Here is a 19282-nt window from a genome sequence, read left to right as displayed (position 1 = left end):
CCCTCACTATAATAGCCGAAATCAGCCCTATCGCTGTACCAGTAAAGATGTATAAGAAAGGTCATCATGGAACAAACTAATAAACTGAAAAATAGTAAAGAAGTTATTCAATATTTAGCGACTCAATTTCCGCTTTGTTTTTCGACGGAAGGTGAAGCTAAGCCACTTAAAATTGGTATTTTTCAGGATTTAGCTGAACGTCTTAAAGAAGATGAAAAAATCAGTAATACCGTATTGCGCTCAGCTTTACGTCAATACACTTCAAGTTGGCGTTACTTACATGGCGTGAAGGTGGGCTCCAAACGAGTTGACCTAGACGGCGTTGAAGGTGCAGAGATTGAGCAAGAGCATGTTGAACATGCACAAAAAACCTTAAAAGAGAGTAAAGATAAAGCCTTTGCTCACAAAAAGGCGCAAGCAGAAAAAGCTAACAAAGCTAAATTGGCTGAGCGTAAGGCAAAAGCTGATGTAAAACGCAACGAGAAACCCAAAGCCAGTGTTAGTAAACCTGCGGTAGAGAAAAAACCAATCGAGAAAATTGATAGTAAAGATTTGGTTGCAGGCAAAGAAGTGAGGGTATTAGTTGGTCAGACTCCTATGCCTGGGCAGATTTCCGAAGTCAGTAAAGATGGCATTGCGGTCACGCTTAAAAGCGGTATGTTAGTAAAAGTGAAAGCTGAGCATATCGTTGCATAAATTAATTTAGTAGTGAGATAGGTGCCTATGAAATATTCGAGCCGTCTTTGGCTGTTTTTTTTAACACTCTGTTATTCAACATTTTTGTTAGCTCAAACGGCTAATTTAAGCGAAGAAGCTTTACCGACATTAAGTCAGCAAAGTCAACATGCTACAGCGGCTAAAAGGATAAGTGCGCTCTACTCTCGCTCGCATTACCGTAGTATTCCCTTTGACGATGAATTATCGAGTGAGATTTTCGATAAATACATCCAACAACTTGATTACAATCGTAGCTTGTTTCTAAAAGAAGATATTGCTCGTTTTGAACGTTATCGTTATGTTTTAGACCAAGATATTCCAGCTGGCCGTTTGGAACCGCTTTATTCTATTTTTGACTTGTCGCTAAAACGTCGTTATCAGCAATTAGTATATTCGTTGCAGGTGATTGACGAGCAAATGGATTTTAGTAAAGACGAACAGTTTCAATTTGACCGTAGCAAGGCAGATTGGCCAAAAGATCAAGCTGAAGTCAAGGAGCTATGGCGATTAAAAGTTAAGTACGATGCACTAAGCCTTAAATTGGCGGGGCGTGACCACGATAAAATCGTTGAAATTTTAGCAAAACGTTATAACAGCGCGATTAAACGTCTGGTACAAACCTCGAGTGAAGATGTTTTTCAAACTGCAATGAATGCTTATTCTCGCAGTATCGAACCTCACACTAGTTATCTTTCTCCCCGTACCGCCGAACGCTTTCAAATGGAGATGAACTTATCTTTAGAAGGGATTGGGGCAGTACTGCAGGGCGAAGATGAATACACCATTATTCGTAGTTTGGTTCCCGGAGGCCCTGCGGCGCTGAGTAACCAATTAGGGCCAGACGATAAAATTGTTGGTGTAGCACAAGGCGAAGGCGAATTTGTTGATATTATCGGTTGGCGTTTAGATGATGTTGTCGATCTTATCAAAGGACCTAAAGGAACTACGGTTCGCTTAGAAATATTATCTTCTCATGGCAAGGTCGACGGTAAAACTAAAATTGTTGGCATCGTTCGCGATAAAGTTCGTCTGGAAGATCGCGCCGCTAAAAGTGAAGTATTAGAGATTGAAGGAAAGAAAGTAGGGGTACTGAATGTCCCTAGTTTTTACGTTAATCTGAGCAAGGACGCGAGCAAAGAACTGGCTAAACTAGCAGAGCAAAATATTAGCTCTTTAGTGGTTGATCTTCGTGGTAATGGCGGAGGCGCGTTGACCGAAGCCACTGCGTTAACTGGTTTATTTATCCCGCAAGGTCCGGTGGTTCAAGTTCGAGACCAATTGGGACGAATTAGTGTCAATAGCGATACCAGTAACCATGTGAATTACGATGGCCCAATGGTTATTTTAATCGATCGTTATAGCGCGTCAGCGTCTGAGATTTTTGCTGCAGCACTGCAAGATTACGGCCGAGCAATTATTGTGGGCGAACAAAGCTATGGTAAAGGTACTGTGCAACAGCATCGTGGTTTAGGCCGTATTTATGATTTATATGAAAACGAACTTGGCCATGTACAATATACAATTGCTAAGTTTTATCGAATTAATGGCGGCAGTACTCAACATCGAGGTGTGATCCCTGACATTGCTTACCCGGTGGCATTGTTGCCGGAAGAAACCGGAGAAAGCTTAGAGAAAAATGCCTTACCTTGGGATAAGATCAAACCTGCGGAATATAAAGTATTAAGTAATATTCATCCGTATATTGCGACCCTTGAGAAGAAGCATTTAGCGAGAATCAGTCATGATCCTGAGTTTCAGTATATTATTAATGATATTGCCGATTTTCGAAAAGATAAGGATATGGTTGAGATTAGTCTCAACGAGAAAACTCGAGTCGCCCAACGCGATGACAAAGAACAGAAGCAGTTAGTTCGATTAAATGAGCGCTTGACTCGTTTGGGTAAAAAGCCAGTTAAAAGTTTAGATGATGCACCAAAGGATTTTGAAATTGATGACGCTTTTTTAGATGAAGCTGCAGAAATTTCTTTAGACTATTTGGCGCTCAGCAAGAACAGTTAAATATGTAATCCACCTAAAAAAAAGCCAGCTTTTACGCTGGCTTTTGTGTTGATGACAAGCGCTTAATCAGAGAATACAGGGCTAGCCAATATGGATTGTTGCAGCTTTTTAACTTCTATAATTTTGACCTGAATAATATCGCCAATTTTATAATGGTAGCTATCACTTGAGATGGAGCCCATTTCATTATCTATTTTTAGCTCTTCAGCTGATTTAGCTAATTTCCCCTTAGCAATAAACGCAGTGGCTCCACTATCAAGTAAGCGAACATTTAAGCCCCCTCGATTCACATTCGTAATTTCTGCATCTAAGCTGGTTGTGGCAGCTTGTTCACTGAAATATTCACAGTAGAGATAGTTGGCCATTTCTCTTTCTGCAAATTTCTGTTTTTTGCGACAATCGCTTAAATGTTCAGTGAGGGCCTCGGTTAAAGGTGAGTCAACTTGGTCACCTCTAATTGCTGCTTTAATCAATCGATGATTCAGCAAATCACTGTATTTTCGAATTGGTGACGTCCAGGTCGCGTATTTGGCTTCACCTAAGCCAAAGTGGGCTTGACACTGCGCACTGTAAACACTGAAGTTGAAGTGACGCTTTACTAATTGATCTAAAGTCTTATTCCCCGATTGACTAATCTTTCTACGTAATTCACAGAAATAATCCAAGTCATCCAATCGTGTACTGTCGACGCTAAACTCAAACTTTTTCAGTAGTTCAACCAGGCCTTCTAGTTTTTCAACTTTAAAACCAGAATGGCAGGTAAACACCCCGTGACCGAGTCGTTCATCAAGCAATCGTCCACCACATATGTTGGCAGCCACCATCGCTTCTTCCACCATTCGATTAGCACTGCGCCGTGATTGACGAAGGATATCGATGACTTGCCCTTTATGGTCCAGAACAAATTCATAATCAGCCTGATCACCAAATACTGAACGATGTGCAGCGCGCCAATGATAACGTTGTTCGCTAAGTTGATGAAGCTGGCTTAGTGCTTGCTGCAAATCTTCTAAACCATCAAACGTTCCGGTTTCATTATCTATAAAATCGGAAACTTGTTGGTAGTTAAGACGATATTTAGATTCCACAGTCGCCAGATAAAACGTGGCATCATCAAGTAATTCACCGTCCAAGCTAATATTCATTTCACAGATTAAAGCGGGCCGCTGCTGGTCCGCGTGCAATGAGCATTTTTCGTTGGCTAATTGATTTGGCATCATCGGCACAGTACGAGCAGGCAAATACAACGTAAAAGCACGCTTTGCTGCAGCGGCTTCCAACTCACTCTCTGGATTGAAATATGCACTGGGGTCTGCGATAGCTACCTTAAGACACCAGCCATTATCGTGACGCTGAATCGCAATCGCGTCGTCCATATCCTTGGTACTTTCACCATCAATGGTGAAAAATAGCTCATCGACTACGTTACGGCGTGCCTCTTGAGGATCAATGAGTTCAAGTGGCTCTGTAAGATCAGGTTGATCCCAAACTAAACCATGTTTTAGCGTGGTTGCTTTCCAGCGCGCAAAATTGTCATCACTATCGGCAATAAATTCAATGATCTCGACTTGAAACTGCTTATCTCTCAGTGCGTGTTTCAACAAACGAGCGATTACCCAGTCTCCTTGCTTGATGGTGAAATCACTACCTTTCTTCACCCTTGCACTCAAGGCTTGATTAATCAGTGGATGGTCAACGATCACCTTAGTGCGATTATCAACAAACTTGATCCGTGCAACAAAGCTGTCTAGTGCTGCTTCCACTAAAGTTTCTGGCTCAGCGGCTTCTTTGCCATTATTTTCACGGATTGCGGCCTTGATTCGGTCACCATGAATCAGCTGCTTCATCGAAGGAGGCGAAATAAAATAACTTTTTTTATTATCGGTTTGTAGAAAACCAAAATTCTTATCGGTGGCTTTCACCACGCCTTCAACCGTGGGAATGGTCTCTCTAATTTGCTGTTTCAGCTGGGCTAATAGAGGGTTATCTTTAAGCATAAAGGGATCCGTCATACATTGTGCAGGCACTATACCCAAAGGTTTCTAGCTATTCTAGAGAAACAGTACTGGTTTGTTGGCTTTCCCGCGAGTTACACTTACTAATACGATGTCAACTAAATGGATTGTAGATGAGTAAAGACAAGCAAAAACACCAACAGCGCCAACAAAAAATAAAGGAAAACGTTGATGCTAAAGTTGAACAAGCGCAAATAGAACGTGGCTTACTACTGGTGATTACCGGAAACGGCAAGGGAAAATCCACTGGCGGATTTGGCAATGTCACCCGCGCTGTGGGCCATGGTTTTAAGGCGGTAGTCGCTCAATTTATTAAAGGCGGTTGGGACTGCGGTGAGCGCGAGTTGCTGAGTCAACATGGTGTAGAATTTGCGACGATGGCGACTGGTTTCACTTGGGAAACGCAAAATCGCGACTTAGATCGCCAAGCGGCCGAGGAAGTATGGCAGCGTTGTAAACAGTGGCTGACAGATCCGTCCATTTACCTGGTTTTGCTGGATGAGCTCACCTATATGTTGAGCTACGACTACTTGGATGTTGATGAGGTTGTTGAAGCTATTGCGCAGCGTCCAAGAGAACAAACAGTTGTTGTGACTGGACGAGCTTGTCATCGAAAACTCTTGGAAATTGCCGACACCATATCAGAAGTAAAAAGTCAGAAACATGCCTTCGAAAATGGCATCAAAGCACGTAAAGGGATTGACTGGTAGATATTCAATCATCAATTATTTGCGCGAAATGATATTGAGCACTCATCAAAATATAAATTTAAATACTATAAGTTGAGTTAGATTGAGAATTTATTTCTCAATCGTTCTCTTTTATTAGCTAAATCAGCCAGTTTTTTCTAGTGAGTCGAGGTTAACATGGTTTATCAGTTAATCAGTTGGATAGCTTTATGCACCAGTGGCAAGCTTACATAAACCTCGTTCAGTCTCAAGTTGTACCCGCTTTGGGTTGCACCGAGCCAGTTACAGTCGCTTTGGCCAGCGCGAAAGCAAGACAAATTCTTGGTGCCACACCAGATCACCTTAAAGTTAAAGTCACGCCCAATCTCTATAAAAATGGGATGGGTGTTATGGTTCCAGGCACAGGTAAAGCTGGTCTTGCCATTGCTGCTGCGGCAGGAGCTTGTACAGGGAATGCCGATAAGGGTTTGGAGGTACTGGCTGATATCTCCAGTGCCGACTTAGCTGAAGCGAACCAGATGCTCGTGCAAAAACGTGTCAAGATTGAGATGATTTCTCATCCAGATGTATTGTATACCGTTGTCCAAGCTGGTCTTGGTGAGTCTTTGGTTGAAGTGTGTATTGCGCAATCACATACTCATTTTGAATATATCGAAGTAAACGGTCAGCGGAGCCCGCAAGTGACGGACAATGCTTGTGGTGAGCATTTGGCGGTACCACCTTTGCCATTATTAACGCTGTCTGAGATCTATACATTTGTAACTCAGGTCCCGCTTAATCAAATCATATTTATAAAACGTGCCGCGGAATTAAATCGAGCGTTGGCCAGCATTGGGATGACCGGAGAGTATGGGCTAGCCTTAGGAGCAAGTTTACAGCAACAAATTACTCAGGGCTTATTGAGCGATGATTTAATGGGGCGAGCCATGCGTTTGGGAGCCGCTGCGTCAGATGCTCGCATGGGGGGCGCACCACATGCTGCGATGAGTAACTCCGGTAGCGGTAATCAAGGAATAGCAGCGACCATGCCTATTATTGCTTTTGCCGAATTACGCCAACTCAGTGACGAGCAATTTACCCGAGCGCTGATGCTAAGCCACCTCGTTGCTATCTACGTTAAATCCAAACAAAACAAACTGTCGGCTTTATGTGCCGCTACCACTGCATCTATGGGCGCAGCGGCAGGATTAACTTGGTTGTTGGGCGGAGACCTTGCCGCAATTCATCGGGCAATTAATGCCATGGTAGGGGACATCTCGGGTGTATTTTGTGATGGTGCGAAGGCTGGTTGTGCAATGAAAGTCTCGACGGGCGCGGGGAGTGCAGTTAAATCAGCTATTTTGGCTGTCTCGGGAAATACGGTGAGTGCGCAACAGGGGATCGTATTTGATTCCGCTGATGATAGTATTCAACAACTGGGGTTCTTGTCCAAAACCGCAATGTTGCCCACCGACGAAGCAATTATTGCAACCATGCAACATAAACAATTTTAGTTGAATACCAAACTGAGTTTATCCATAGCCAACTGAACCTTCTCTTTATCGTTAGGATTTTGTTTATGCACTAAGCTCAGTTCGAAAGGGTAGCTATATTCCGCTGGTTTTATCAGCCGTATCAATTCTGTTTCTAAATAACCCTTCAGCTCACTCAAAGGCAGATAACCAATATAAGCACCTGAGAGGATCAAGGCCACACGGCTATCAAACTGATAGCCTTTTGCACCAAAATTTAAGGCTTGTAGCTGCGCTCTTCCCATTGGGTTTAGCTCGATGCCGGGATGGATGGCGGCATGCTTGGAGAGTTCTTCGTTATCAATATTACCATCATTCATCGCATATAATTCCGATTGTTCGCTTGCGCATAAATATAAGGATTCACTAAAGACTACTTGGCTCGTCAGCCCATCAATACTTCGATAAGCCGGATAAAAGCCAATGTGAGCCCTATTATTGATAAGGGCAGCTTCAATATTAGCGACCGTATCCATGTTCAGGCAGATACATAAGCTAGGCGCCTGCTGCTTAATTAAGGCAATAGCTTTTCCAATTTTTTGAATACTCAAGCGATCAAGGAGATCGGAGTACAGTATAATTAGCTCACCGGTGAGTGCTTTGCCAAGGTTGTCGACGAGGGCACTAAATTCACTAATACTTGAAAATAACCTTAAGCAAGCCTGATAAACCGTTTGCCCACGCTCGGTTAAAGCAAAACCACTGCGGCCTCGTACGCAGAGCCGCATATTCATGCGGCTCTCTAAGCTAGACATGTGGACACTAATGGTGGAACGGGTAATACCTAAGGCATTTTCTGCGGCAGCAAATCCGCCGTGTTCAACTACCGCTTTAAATACCCGCAATAGACGTAAATCGTATTCGCTGAGTTGTTTGCCATTATTTGGATCGAGCATAGTTTTATCTAATTCAAACTTTAGTTTTATTGTTTGATATTTAACATTGTTTTTACTTGGTATTCAATAACGCTAAATTGTTATTTCAACTTCGTACATGAGGCCAGAGCCATGGATAGAATCATCGACCAACAATTAGTTCGTCATCAGTCTTACATTAACGGCCAATGGATGGCTAGCGAACAGCAGTTTTCTGTATATAACCCGGCCAATCAACAAGCAATAGCTCAAGTAGACGATGCTGGAATTCAAGGCGTGGAGAGTGCGATTGCTGCCGCCAAGGCTGCCTTTAAAGCTTGGTCTAATATGGCAGCTGCTGAGCGAGCAAAACTATTACGTAGCTGGTATCAGCTGATGTTGGAGCATCAAGACGATCTTGCCGCTATTTTAACCCTTGAACAGGGTAAACCTTTGGCCGAAGCCAAAGGTGAAATAGCCTATGGCGCTTCGTACATTGATTGGTTCGCCGAAGAAGGTAAACGTTGTTATGGAGACGTGATACCCGGTCCCGCCTCAGATAAACGGATTGTCGTGATCAAACAGGCGGTTGGAGTTGTGGCGGCGGTCACTCCATGGAACTTTCCAAATGCAATGATTGCTCGTAAGGCGGCTGCGGCACTGGCGGCGGGTTGTACCTTTGTGGTTCGTCCTGCCCAACTCACGCCTTTATCAGCGCTGGCTATGGCCGAATTAGCCGACCGAGCAGGTATCCCCAAAGGTGTATTTAACGTGGTGGTTGGTGAAGATGCGCGCGGTATGGGGCGGGTGCTAACCGAAAGTCCAGATGTTGCCAAATTCACCTTTACTGGTTCAACCGCGGTGGGTAAACAACTGATCGCACAATGTGCCAGTACGGTGAAAAAAGTATCGATGGAACTAGGAGGTAATGCCCCCTTCATTGTATTTGATGACGCAGATTTAGATGCTGCTATTCAAGGTGCTCTTGCGTCAAAATACCGTAATGCAGGGCAAACCTGTGTGTGCGCCAATCGATTCTTGGTACAAAAAGGTGTTTATCAGGCCTTTAGCGAGAAATTGGCCCAGGCTTTAAGTCAACTGAAGGTTGCTGATGGCTTGAGTGAAGCAGCTGTCATCGGTCCAATGATCAGTGAACAAGCGAAACAAGAAGTACACAAACTGGTGACGGACTCGGTTGCGGTTGGTGCCAAGATCCTGTGTGGCGGTGAAGAGCATCCAGCCGGAAAACAATTTTATAGTCCAACAATTATGACTCATGTTAGTAATGACATGCCGATTGCCGCGAATGAAATTTTCGGCCCAGTCGCGCCCTTAATTATGTTTGAAGATGAAGCACAAGCAATCGCACTGGCTAATGATACCGAATATGGTTTAGCGGCGTATTTTTATACACGAGATATTGGTCGCGTTTGGCGTGTTGGCGAAGCGCTTGAATATGGCATGGTCGGCGTCAATGAGGGGATTATTTCTAATGCTGCGGCTCCTTTTGGGGGGGTTAAACAGTCCGGTAACGGACGCGAAGGCTCGCATTACGGCTTAGACGATTACATGGAAATTAAATATTTGTGTTTAGGTGGCTTAAACGCCTAGTTTAGAGGAACTCAGCAATGTCTAATCAATTACTACAACAAAGAAAACAAGCGGTATTCGCTCGGGGTCAAGGTAACGCCTATCCAGTGTTTGTCGATAAGGCACTTAACGCCGAAGTCTGGGATGTAGAAGGCAATCGCTACATTGATTTTGCCACCGGGATCGCGGTATGTAATACCGGTCATTCGAATCCGGCTGTAGTCGCTGCAGTGAAACAACAACTGGATAGGTTCAGTCATACTTGCGTGATGGTGAATCCCTATGAAAGTGCTGTCGCCTTAGCCGAAAAGTTAGTCGAAATTGCTCCTGGCGAGAGTGAGAAAAAAGCGATTTTTGTCACCACTGGTGCTGAAGCAGTAGAAAATGCAGTCAAAATTGCTCGGGCATCTACCGGACGTCGTGGCGTGATTGCCTTTAACGGCGGTTTCCACGGAAGAACCAATCTCACAATGGCGCTGACCGGTAAAATTACGCCATATAAACATCTATTTGGTCCTTTCGCTGGCGATATCTATCATGTGCCTTTTCCGATGGCTGCCCATGGAGTGACCACCGAAGACACTTTAAAAGCGCTGGAAAATCTGTTTAAGGTAGATATTGGCCCACAAGACGTGGCGGCTATCATTATCGAACCAATACAAGGCGAGGGAGGTTTCTATCCTGCGCCTCATGCTTTATTGCAATCATTAAGAGCGCTTTGTGATGAGCATGGCATCGTCTTAATTTTGGATGAAATTCAAACTGGCTTTGGTCGTACCGGTAAGATGTTCTGTTGTGAAGATAGCGGCATTGAACCGGATCTCATCACCATGGCCAAGGGCATTGCTGGCGGTTTCCCGCTTTCTGCAGTGGTTGGTAAGAGCCATATCATGGATGCACCTTTACCTGGCGGTTTAGGCGGGACTTATGGTGGTTCTCCCGTTGCTTGTGCAGCAGGCTTGGCGGTTCTGGAACAAATTGAACAACAACAGCTAGTTAGTCGTGCGCAAATGATTGGTCTGCGTTTTAATGAACACTTGATGCAATTGAAAGCTGACTATCCTCAGTTAATTGGTGAAATTCGTATCTCTGGGGCGATGATCGCTTTAGAACTGATCTGTGATGGCGATCCAGAGTTGGCCAACACCAGTCTGACACAAAAGCTCATTGCTAAAGCAGCCGAGTTTGGTTTGATCTTGCTTGCATGTGGTTACTACGGAAATGTGCTTCGTTTCTTACCTGCGCTTACCATTGAAGACGAAATTGTTGACGAGGGCATGGCTAAGTTTACCCAGTTGTTTCAAGCCGCTGCCGAGTAGCGCATCTCAGCATTATATACTGCTGCCAGTCATTCTCATTAAGCGAACCATTTGGTTCGCTTTTTTTAGGGTTGATAAATCCTATCGCAATGCTGTAGAGAATGAGTTAAAGCAGCGTTAAGTCTTGGTTATTTTCATCACAATAGTCGCCTAGAGTGAGCTTATTCGCTTGCTTAACTCACGGGATGATTGCGAGGTATTTACTTAGAATGCTAAGCTGCACCACACGCCGCGATTAAAATACGTTATCTCTAACCCAAAATGAACCACGCCACACCCATAGCAGCTAGAGTTTTAAGGAAGCTACATGCCAAACCCCGTTCAAAATAGCCCCAGTACCTTATTTGTATTATGTCGTTGGCTATTATTGTTAATTCCAATGGCTTTAGTAGTTGGGTCTCTGAATGCCTTGTTTTTGTGGCTGTTGGACTTTGCGAGCCGAACTAGAGCCGACCAGCCCTACTTATTATACTTTTTGCCAATTGCTGGCTTAGTGGTGGTATTTATCTACCGACGGTTTGGTAAAAATTCGGAATCGGGAAACAATCTCATTATCGATGAAATTCATCAACCAGGTGCTGGGATCCCTGCGCGGATGGCCCCCTTAGTTTTACTTTCTACGGTCGTCACCCACCTGTTTGGTGGCTCTGCCGGACGCGAGGGCACCGCAATACAAATTGGTGGCGCTTGCAGTGCGGCTTATGGTCGATTATTTAAGTTACAAGGGCGAGACTATCAAGTCTTTCTCGCTGCCGGTGTCGCTGCCGGTTTTTCTGCTTTATTTAGTACTCCTTTAGCCGCCACTATCTTTGCTCTAGAAGTATTGGCAGTGGGTCGGATCCGCTTCGACTCCGTTATCCCAGCACTATTTGCCGCAATTTTAGCTGACTTGGTTTGTACCGCCTGGGGCACACCACACACTCAATATAAAGTCGATTTTTTAGAACAGGTGATGTTATTTCATCATATAGTTCATATTGATCTGCTGTTATTAGCGAAAGTTGTGGTTGCCTCAATGGCCTTTGGTTTGGTCGGATATTTGTTTGGCGAAATGGTGTTTATGTTTAAAGACATTTTTAAATTTGTCTTTAAAAACCCTTATCTCATCGCTGTGATGGGAGGCATTATTGTGATTGTTTTAGTGACTCTGATAGGTAATCAAGATTATGTTGGCTTGGGCGTGAATAGCTATCGCGAAGGCGGAGTCAGCATCATTAGCGCTTTTAGTCCAGGTGGCGCTGAATGGTACAGCTGGATGTTAAAATTATTGCTTACCGCTATCACCCTTGCTGCCGGCTTTAAGGGTGGCGAAGTTACACCACTATTTTTCATTGGTGCGACCTTAGGCAATACGCTTGCTTGGCTAATGGGGGCTCCAATTGATTTGTTCGCCGCGATTGGATTTATTGCGGTATTTGCCGCAGCCACCAATACGCCTTTAGCTTGTACCATCATGGGGGTCGAGTTATTTGGCTCAGAACACTTGATGTATTTTGCGGTCGCCTGTTTTGTTGCCTACTATTTTAGTGGGCATACGGGGATCTATTCTTCACAACGGATAGCGGTGCCCAAATCTGCCAACTTTAACGCCCATGCCAAAACGCTAGGAGAGTTGAGAAATACCGGTAACTATTTGGCGAAATGGTTTAAAAAACGGGGGGAATAAGATGTGGCACTCAACCGTGGTTCGACTGTGCTGGGCGACTGCTTTTAGTGTTGCCCTCATTTGGCCAAACATCAGTTTTGCCTATCCTGGGTCGATGACGACCATGTTACAAAACGACCAACTTAAAGTGACCATAACTTCTAATGTTGACCAGCCTATCCGTTGTCAGTTAGTCGCAGGGCGAGATACCGTATGGATGGAACTGGAGGCAAAACAGGAACATTTTAAATTAGCCAAAGGCTATCGAACCATCGATTTGAGCCTCTACTGTAAGATCATCAAGCAAAAAACCAGAGCCTTACCATGGCGACTGAATCCGAATAATATTCCATTTCCCGCTTGGAACAAGGTGATCTTTCCTGATTAATCAAGTAAAGCCGCTGCTTCTTATCAACACAAATCCGGAGAGGTGATTGGCTTATATGCGATAAAGGTTTTAGCTTACTCATGGGGCGTGCACTATAAAAGCCAAACAAATAACTTAGCGAGGTTTTAATCCACCATATACATACAGGCAAATTCCAAGGCTAAATAATCACTACGGGAAATCTAAATTATCTGACTGGGGGGAGTCAGATGGTATTCGCGAGTGGATTTGAACCACCGACCTCTACCATGTCAAGGTAGCGCTCTAACCAACTGAGCTACGCGAATATTTTGGTACAACCGAGTGGATTCGAACCACCGACCCCCACCATGTCAAGGTGGTGCTCTAACCAACTGAGCTACGGTTGTATTGTGCTTGTGAACAAACTACGGCGTGAAAGGTACTGCAAGTTAATGCGTCCGTCAACTGCTGTTCGCGAATATGCGAACTGTATGCTTAATCATTAATCAACCAAAAGGCAAGGGACGCTTTTTTGCTGATTTTTCGTTCTACTCGTCAATTCAACTCAACAAGGTCTTCGCTTCCGCTTCAAGTTGCAGTGCAACTCGCAATAATTTCCTGCCATTGAATAACGTGTTGTCTATTTGCTTGATGAAACCTTTGCTGAATCAATTGCGTCTTGCTGATTAGTGTTGTGAAGGAGGGAGCATGATACAGTTGGGCGAGGGCAATATTCACCACACTTGCACTTTGGTCGAGTTCGGCTAGATAGCGCTGTACTTTCGCCATGTACACCTTATTTAGCACATTATCTAAGATCTTGTATTGTTGTTGATTCGAAGAAACACAGCGAAATTCAGCATGCTTTAAGGATTCGGAAATAGATTTTAACCAAATGGTGGCCCGATTTAATTCGCTAAATAAGCTGAATATGCTAGGGCTTTGATCAAGTTGTTTTAGCTGTAAAAGTAAAGCGGCTTCATCTAGCGCAGCCCCATTTTGCAATACCGTTTGGTAACTCGCCAGGTGCTTGATTCGCTCAGCTAATTTGCGATAGGCTCCGCTAGGCGTCTGGGATAAACGATCTCGCCGAGTCCATAATTGCCTTAGGCTTATCTCATCCACTAAGAAATTATGCCAATAAATCGCGCTAGCTTGCAGCTTGCAGCTTTCGGCTCAGCAGGCGATTTAGAACTAAAGAAAACTTAGGGTCGATATCCGCGTTATTTGAACAACGAGCTAAACCAAATATAATTTGAGAATGCCAAATCAATTTATACACAGCACTGGCTTGTTTGCCTAAACTGGAGTTTTTCTGGAAAACGGTCTGTTGCAAACCGCAGCGATTCAACTTAAAGCTATCCACAAAGGAAAGCCTTAAGTCTGGCTCAGTGAGATGGTAATTTCGCCATATAATGGTGCCTTGCCCAAGTTGATGTGGGTTCACAACGCCAATCTTAATATTGAGTACCCGTTGTAAACGTTGTCGGTAATCATTAAATAACTTGTCGCTGCGGGGGAGCAACCCATCGTGAACCAATGCAATGGCTGCTAGCAGCAATAAAGTAGCTGCTAGTATTTTTAAGCATTGCCTAAGGCTCATGCTTCCTTATTGATGAGATAGAGTCGCCCTGGATTATTCGATGCCCAAACCAAGCGAGCAAGTAGGCCTATCGCACATGCCGTTAAGGCAATCACAATCGCAATCCAAAAACCTTGTACACCCATTGGGTGCTCGGTAAAGGTATTGGTAAAGGTTAACAACGAACCAATACCTAAGCCAATTGGCCAGAAGCTAATAAGAGTCACCAACAAGATAAAGCGAGTGTCTTGATAACCTCTTAAGGCACCTGCACAGCATACTTGCAATGAGTCTGATAGCTGATAAGTCGCAGCAAGTAAAAATAGCGGTGCAGCAATCGCTGCAACGGTTGCGTTATCGGTATACCAACTAATAATTTCGAGTCTGAACAAAATGGTAGCAGATGCGATAAATACGGTTGCTATTACCGACAATATAATGCCGCTATAGGCACTAATTTGCGCCTTATCATAAGATTTCTCGCCCATGTAGTTGCCGACACGAATGGTTAGCGCAATCGCGATACTTAAGGGCAACATAAACACCATTGAGGTAAAGTTAAGCGCAATTTGATGAGCAGCCACAATATCTGCACCCAAAGGCGATAGTAATAATGCAATCATTGAAAACAAGGTCACTTCAAAAAATATCGCACAGCCTATAGGCAAGCCCAATTTAAAAATTCTCGAGATGGTTGGCCAGTCAATGGTGAGCTTAGCTTCAAATAAATGAAGTTTCTCGAGGGTCTGACTTCTAAACACATAAATGATCATGGCAATAACCATAAACCAGTTAACAATTGCAGTGGCGACACCGCAACCCGCTCCGCCTAATTTAGGTAAACCCAATAAACCGTTAATAAAAATATAATTAACCGGGATGTTTACCAATAGTCCCAAAATTCCAATAACCATGATGGCTTTTATATTCGAACAGGCTTCGTTCACCCCTCTAAGCACTTGATAGACGGCAAAAGCAGGTAGCCCAAAACTCACAAATAACAGATATTGTTGGGTTAAACCCACGAGCTTAGGATCGACATCCATCAATTTAAATACGCTCGGTGCAAACCAAAGGATCAGCCATCCAATAACGGTTAAGCCTAAGGAGATAACCACCGCTTGCTGAAATATCATGCCCCCTCGATGCGCTTGTTTTGCACCCACTTGATAAGCGACTAAGGGCGTGACTGCCATGAGGATCCCTTGCAACAATAAGATCACTGGGTTAAAGAAGCTGGACGCAACGGCAACCGCTGCTAAATCGGTTGGACTCACCGAACCAGCCATCAACGTATCAACAAACCCCATACCAGTAATTGTTAATTGGGCCACGACAATTGGCCCCGCAAGTCTTAAAATAGCAAAACATTCTTTAGCAAAGCGTTGCTTAAAACCGAGGATAAAATACTTCATGTTCACCGGAATAGTTCAGAGTAAGAAAAAAATAATCAGCGTTAAAAGATCACCCGGGCTTATGCAACTTTGGGTCGATTTAGGAGAGACCGAGGGCTTAAGTATTGGCGCTAGTGTAGCAATTAATGGCACTTGTTTAACCGTTGTTGCTATCAGCGAGCAGGGCGTTCAATTTGACTTGATTCAAGAAACGCTGAGTTTAACAAATTTAGAGCTGATTCACGAAGGAGATTTTGTGAATATTGAACGGGCGGCAAAGGTGGGGGACGAAATTGGTGGTCATCTCGTCTCGGGTCATATCCATACAACCGCACGCATCCAAGAAAAACGAAGCAGTGAGAACAACCTAGCCATACACCTCGCGCTCGATAAGCAGTGGCAAGATTACGTCATCTACAAAGGATTTATCTGCGTAGACGGGGCAAGCCTAACGGTCGGGCAGTTAAGTGAATCAGGATTCTGGCTACACCTCATACCTGAAACTTTAAGAACCACCACGCTTGGTGATAAAAAAGTTAATGACCTGGTGAATATCGAGATAGACAGTAGCACTCAGACGGTGATTGATACCCTGAAGCATCTCATGAGCAACGGTGATATTAAACGCTGGCTAAACTAAAAAATTTGCTCGTCGTCGGCGTCGATATAAGCGACAATTTTGCTGTTTTGTTCATCAACTGACAGTCTACAGTGGATGGTATAACAACAAACGCGGCAATCTTCATAATAATCTTGGTCACCATTGCTCGCATCTAACACTAATGGGGTATGGTGACCACAGTTTGGACAGCTAATCATTTTTTCAACATAGTTTTTCATGGCAATCACTCCATATGTCCACGATTTAAGTATGGCGCAAACCGCTATGAACAACGAGCAATTCGGTCAATAAAACTTCCGCTATTGAAGTTATTCGCCCAGCGCATTAATATTGCTCTCTTTTTAGTGCCTCAATGCACTTATTTTATCGACGAGACACGTGATGTTTAGTAGGCATCACCACTGTAAAAGCAAGGATAAATATGCCAGTTATAACTCTCCCCGACGGTAGTCAACGTCAATTCGAAAATGCTGTATCTACTATGGACATCGCCGCAGATATTGGCCCTGGTTTGGCCAAAGCCTGTATCGCTGGCCGAGTAGATGGAAACCGAGTCGATGCCTGCGAGTTGATTCACCATGATGCAAAAGTTGCGATTATTACCGCGAAAGATGAGGATGGTTTAGAGATCATTCGCCACTCTTGTGCGCACCTTTTAGGTCACGCGATCAAGCAGCTTTGGCCGAACACCAAAATGGCGATTGGGCCGACGATTGATAACGGCTTTTATTATGACGTCGATTTAGATCATTCACTCACTCAAGAAGATATCGATAATCTTGAGAAACGAATGAAGGCTTTAGCAAAAACCAATTACGATGTCATTAAAAAGACCGTCCCCTTAGCCGATGCAAAAGCAGTGTTCGTCGAACGTGAAGAACCCTATAAACTGGAGATTATCGAGGGCATCGATAGCGCCGCCACACCGGGTTTATACCATCATGAAGAATATGTTGATATGTGCCGTGGGCCACATGTTCCAAACATGAAATTTTGTCAGCATTTTAAACTGATGAAGGTTGCGGGTGCTTATTGGCGTGGTGATAGCAAAAATAAAATGCTGCAACGGGTCTACGGCACCGCTTGGGCAGATAAAAAACAATTGGCAGCTTACTTAAAACGTTTGGAAGAAGCGGCGAAGCGAGACCATCGTAAAATCGGTAAACAATTAGATTTATACCACATGCAAGAAGAAGCACCCGGCATGGTGTTCTGGCATGATTCTGGTTGGACAATCTTCCGTCAGCTGGAAAGCTATGTGCGTGAGCAGCTCACTAAATACCAATACCAGGAAGTTAAAGCGCCTCAAATCATGGACCGCAGCATGTGGGAAAAGTCGGGCCACTGGGATAAGTATGCCGATGCGATGTTTACCACCCAGTCGGAAAACCGCGAATATGCGGTGAAGCCGATGAACTGTCCGGGGCATATTCAAATTTTCAACCAAGGATTAAAGTCCTACCGCGATTTACCATTGCGGATGGCTGAATTTGGTTCGTGTCACCGAAACGAGCCATCTGGTTCTCTGCATGGCTTGATGCGCGTTCGTGGCTTCACCCAAGATGATGCGCACATTTTCTGTACAGAAGATCAAATTCAAGATGAAGTGTCTTCATGTATCGACATGGTTTACGAGACTTATAAAACCTTTGGTTTTGAAGAAATTGAAGTAAAACTGTCAACTCGCCCAGAACAACGCGTTGGTGATGACGAAACATGGGATAAATCGGAAAAAGCTTTGGCCGATGCATTGAGCTCGAAAGGGATTGAATTCTCCTATTTACCAGGAGAAGGAGCTTTCTACGGACCTAAAATTGAATTTACATTGCATGATTGCTTAGACAGAGCGTGGCAATGTGGTACTGTACAGCTAGATTTCTCTATGCCGGGTCGCTTATCCGCTTCTTTTGTTGGAGAAGATAACGAACGCCATGTGCCGGTGATGATTCACCGCGCCATTTTAGGATCTTTAGAGCGCTTTATTGGCATTTTAACCGAAGAGTATTCGGGCTTCTTCCCAACTTGGTTAGCGCCAAGACAGGTCGTGGTGATGAATATTACTGACAAACAGGCTGATTTTGTCCATAAAGTTGTAAAAAAATTAAATAAACAGGGTATTAGAGCCATTGCGGACTTGAGAAATGAGAAGATAGGCTTTAAAATCCGCGAACATACTCTAAAGCGTATACCATACTTGCTAGTCGTCGGTGATCAAGAAGTCGCCAGCAATGAGGTTGCGGTTAGAACTCGTAAGGGTGATGATCTTGGTAAATTTGCTGTTGATGATTTTATTCAACAGATAAAACAAGAAATTGCCAATCGTGATAATAATTGTATTGAGGTATAAATTATAAAAACCGGAAGACGTGGTCAGCAACAAGCTGCAAGAGCACACAAGATAAATGAAGAAATTCAAGCACAAGAAGTACGCCTTACGGGCTTAGATGGCGAAGCCATTGGCATTGTGAGTTTGGATGAAGCGCTAAACACCGCCGAAGAATCAGGCGTAGATTTAGTTGAAATTAGTCCGAATGCTGAACCACCTGTTTGTCGGGTCATGGACTACGGTAAGTTCATTTACGAAAAGAGTAAATCTGTTAAAGAGCAGAAGAAAAAGCAAATACAGGTTCAGGTTAAGGAAATTAAATTCCGACCTGGAACTGATGAAGGCGACTATCAGGTAAAACTACGCAACCTGATTCGTTTTCTAAGTGAGGGTAACAAAGCTAAAGTAACACTACGTTTCCGTGGTCGTGAAATGGCACACCAAAGCTTAGGCTTTGATCTACTAAACCGTATTAAAGCGGATTTAGAAGAGATTGCAGTTGTGGAAGCTTTTCCAAAAATGGAAGGTCGCCAAGCTGTGATGGTGTTAGGCCCTAAAAAGAAGTAGTTGAGGCTCACAAGTAACAAGCAGCTTACTTTATAAGTAAGCTGTTTTTGTTCGCCTTTAACTATATGTTGTTCATATTGCAA

Annotated in this window: 17 protein-coding genes and 2 tRNA genes; 11 read left to right on the top strand and 8 right to left on the bottom strand. The window is 43.9% G+C overall.

Features of this window, described 5'->3' with window-relative positions:
- The first annotated feature begins 66 nt into the window (after positions 1 to 66).
- Both proQ and prc read left to right on the top strand, forming a co-directional pair.
- Complete coding sequence (gene proQ / locus ACRRSX_RS11590) at positions 67 to 696, top strand: RNA chaperone ProQ (RefSeq protein ID WP_432453055.1); 630 nt, start codon at positions 67 to 69, stop codon at positions 694 to 696.
- A 27-nt stretch (positions 697 to 723) separates the two neighbouring features.
- Entirely contained in the window at positions 724 to 2736 is a 2013-nt protein-coding gene (prc, locus tag ACRRSX_RS11585) for a carboxy terminal-processing peptidase (protein WP_432453056.1), read from the top strand.
- 62 nt (positions 2737 to 2798) lie between these two features.
- Here the strand turns inward: prc and ACRRSX_RS11580 are convergent, their stop codons facing one another.
- The gene (locus ACRRSX_RS11580; protein ID WP_432453057.1) at positions 2799 to 4733 is read right to left on the bottom strand and encodes an exoribonuclease II; all 1935 of its coding nucleotides are present in this window, start codon (positions 4731 to 4733) and stop codon (positions 2799 to 2801) included.
- Positions 4734 to 4864: 131 nt separating this feature from the next.
- Here ACRRSX_RS11580 and cobO point away from each other — a divergent pair, with 131 nt between their 5' ends.
- Positions 4865 to 5461 (top strand): cob(I)yrinic acid a,c-diamide adenosyltransferase, encoded by a 597-nt coding sequence (gene cobO, locus ACRRSX_RS11575; RefSeq protein WP_432453058.1) that lies wholly within the window; start codon positions 4865 to 4867, stop codon positions 5459 to 5461.
- 188 nt (positions 5462 to 5649) lie between these two features.
- Positions 5650 to 6933, top strand: a complete 1284-nt coding sequence (locus ACRRSX_RS11570) for a serine dehydratase subunit alpha family protein (RefSeq protein WP_432453059.1) — start codon at positions 5650 to 5652, stop codon at positions 6931 to 6933.
- On the opposite strand, the gene ACRRSX_RS11565 is transcribed toward ACRRSX_RS11570, so the two are convergent.
- A complete protein-coding gene (locus ACRRSX_RS11565) occupies positions 6930 to 7847 on the bottom strand; it encodes a LysR family transcriptional regulator (RefSeq protein WP_432453060.1) in 918 nt (305 codons plus the stop codon). The two genes, ACRRSX_RS11570 and ACRRSX_RS11565, sit on opposite strands and share 4 nt — an antisense overlap.
- A 111-nt stretch (positions 7848 to 7958) precedes the next feature.
- On the opposite strand from ACRRSX_RS11565, the gene ACRRSX_RS11560 reads away from it, so the two are divergent.
- The 4 genes from ACRRSX_RS11560 (at position 7959) to ACRRSX_RS11545 (ending at position 12747) form a co-directional block, all read left to right on the top strand.
- The gene (locus tag ACRRSX_RS11560) at positions 7959 to 9416 is read left to right on the top strand and encodes an NAD-dependent succinate-semialdehyde dehydrogenase (protein WP_432453061.1); all 1458 of its coding nucleotides are present in this window, start codon (positions 7959 to 7961) and stop codon (positions 9414 to 9416) included.
- Positions 9417 to 9433: 17 nt separating this feature from the next.
- Entirely contained in the window at positions 9434 to 10714 is a 1281-nt protein-coding gene (gabT, locus tag ACRRSX_RS11555; protein ID WP_432453062.1) for a 4-aminobutyrate--2-oxoglutarate transaminase, read from the top strand.
- A 307-nt stretch (positions 10715 to 11021) separates the two neighbouring features.
- Positions 11022 to 12380 carry a voltage-gated chloride channel family protein gene (locus ACRRSX_RS11550; RefSeq protein WP_432453064.1) on the top strand — a complete coding sequence of 453 codons (1359 nt, stop codon included), beginning with the start codon at positions 11022 to 11024 and terminating at the stop codon, positions 12378 to 12380.
- Between the two features lies 1 nt (position 12381).
- The gene (locus ACRRSX_RS11545; RefSeq protein ID WP_432453065.1) at positions 12382 to 12747 is read left to right on the top strand and encodes a hypothetical protein; all 366 of its coding nucleotides are present in this window, start codon (positions 12382 to 12384) and stop codon (positions 12745 to 12747) included.
- A gap of 210 nt (positions 12748 to 12957) precedes the next feature.
- On the opposite strand, the gene ACRRSX_RS11540 is transcribed toward ACRRSX_RS11545, so the two are convergent.
- From ACRRSX_RS11540 to ACRRSX_RS11520, 5 genes are all read right to left on the bottom strand, one after another.
- Positions 12958 to 13034, bottom strand: a tRNA-Val gene (locus ACRRSX_RS11540).
- Between the two features lie 4 nt (positions 13035 to 13038).
- Positions 13039 to 13115 (bottom strand) — tRNA-Val (locus tag ACRRSX_RS11535).
- Positions 13116 to 13296: 181 nt separating this feature from the next.
- The gene (locus ACRRSX_RS11530) at positions 13297 to 13833 is read right to left on the bottom strand and encodes a DUF3080 family protein (RefSeq protein ID WP_432453066.1); all 537 of its coding nucleotides are present in this window, start codon (positions 13831 to 13833) and stop codon (positions 13297 to 13299) included.
- A 25-nt stretch (positions 13834 to 13858) separates the two neighbouring features.
- Entirely contained in the window at positions 13859 to 14311 is a 453-nt protein-coding gene (locus ACRRSX_RS11525) for a DUF3080 family protein (protein WP_432453067.1), read from the bottom strand.
- Entirely contained in the window at positions 14308 to 15705 is a 1398-nt protein-coding gene (locus tag ACRRSX_RS11520; protein WP_432453068.1) for an MATE family efflux transporter, read from the bottom strand. Before ACRRSX_RS11520 ends, ACRRSX_RS11525 begins: the two co-directional genes overlap by 4 nt.
- Here ACRRSX_RS11520 and ACRRSX_RS11515 point away from each other — a divergent pair.
- Positions 15704 to 16324, top strand: a complete 621-nt coding sequence (locus ACRRSX_RS11515; RefSeq protein ID WP_432453069.1) for a riboflavin synthase subunit alpha — start codon at positions 15704 to 15706, stop codon at positions 16322 to 16324. The genes ACRRSX_RS11520 and ACRRSX_RS11515 overlap by 2 nt on opposite strands.
- On the opposite strand, the gene ACRRSX_RS11510 is transcribed toward ACRRSX_RS11515, so the two are convergent.
- Complete coding sequence (locus ACRRSX_RS11510; RefSeq protein WP_432453070.1) at positions 16321 to 16524, bottom strand: CPXCG motif-containing cysteine-rich protein; 204 nt, start codon at positions 16522 to 16524, stop codon at positions 16321 to 16323. The two genes, ACRRSX_RS11515 and ACRRSX_RS11510, sit on opposite strands and share 4 nt — an antisense overlap.
- Positions 16525 to 16727: 203 nt before the next feature.
- On the opposite strand from ACRRSX_RS11510, the gene thrS reads away from it, so the two are divergent.
- Both thrS and infC read left to right on the top strand, forming a co-directional pair.
- Positions 16728 to 18653, top strand: a complete 1926-nt coding sequence (gene thrS, locus ACRRSX_RS11505; RefSeq protein ID WP_432453071.1) for a threonine--tRNA ligase — start codon at positions 16728 to 16730, stop codon at positions 18651 to 18653.
- Between the two features lie 3 nt (positions 18654 to 18656).
- Positions 18657 to 19199: a translation initiation factor IF-3 gene (gene infC / locus ACRRSX_RS11500; protein ID WP_432456180.1), complete on the top strand. Its 543-nt coding sequence runs from the start codon at positions 18657 to 18659 to the stop codon at positions 19197 to 19199.
- Positions 19200 to 19282: the final 83 nt, after the last annotated feature.

The sequence above is a fragment of the Agarivorans sp. QJM3NY_30 genome (genome assembly GCF_050870855.2).
Taxonomy (GTDB): domain Bacteria; phylum Pseudomonadota; class Gammaproteobacteria; order Enterobacterales; family Celerinatantimonadaceae; genus Agarivorans.
Note: the sequence above shows the minus strand (reverse complement) of the source record. Positions and strands in the feature narration are given on the sequence as shown.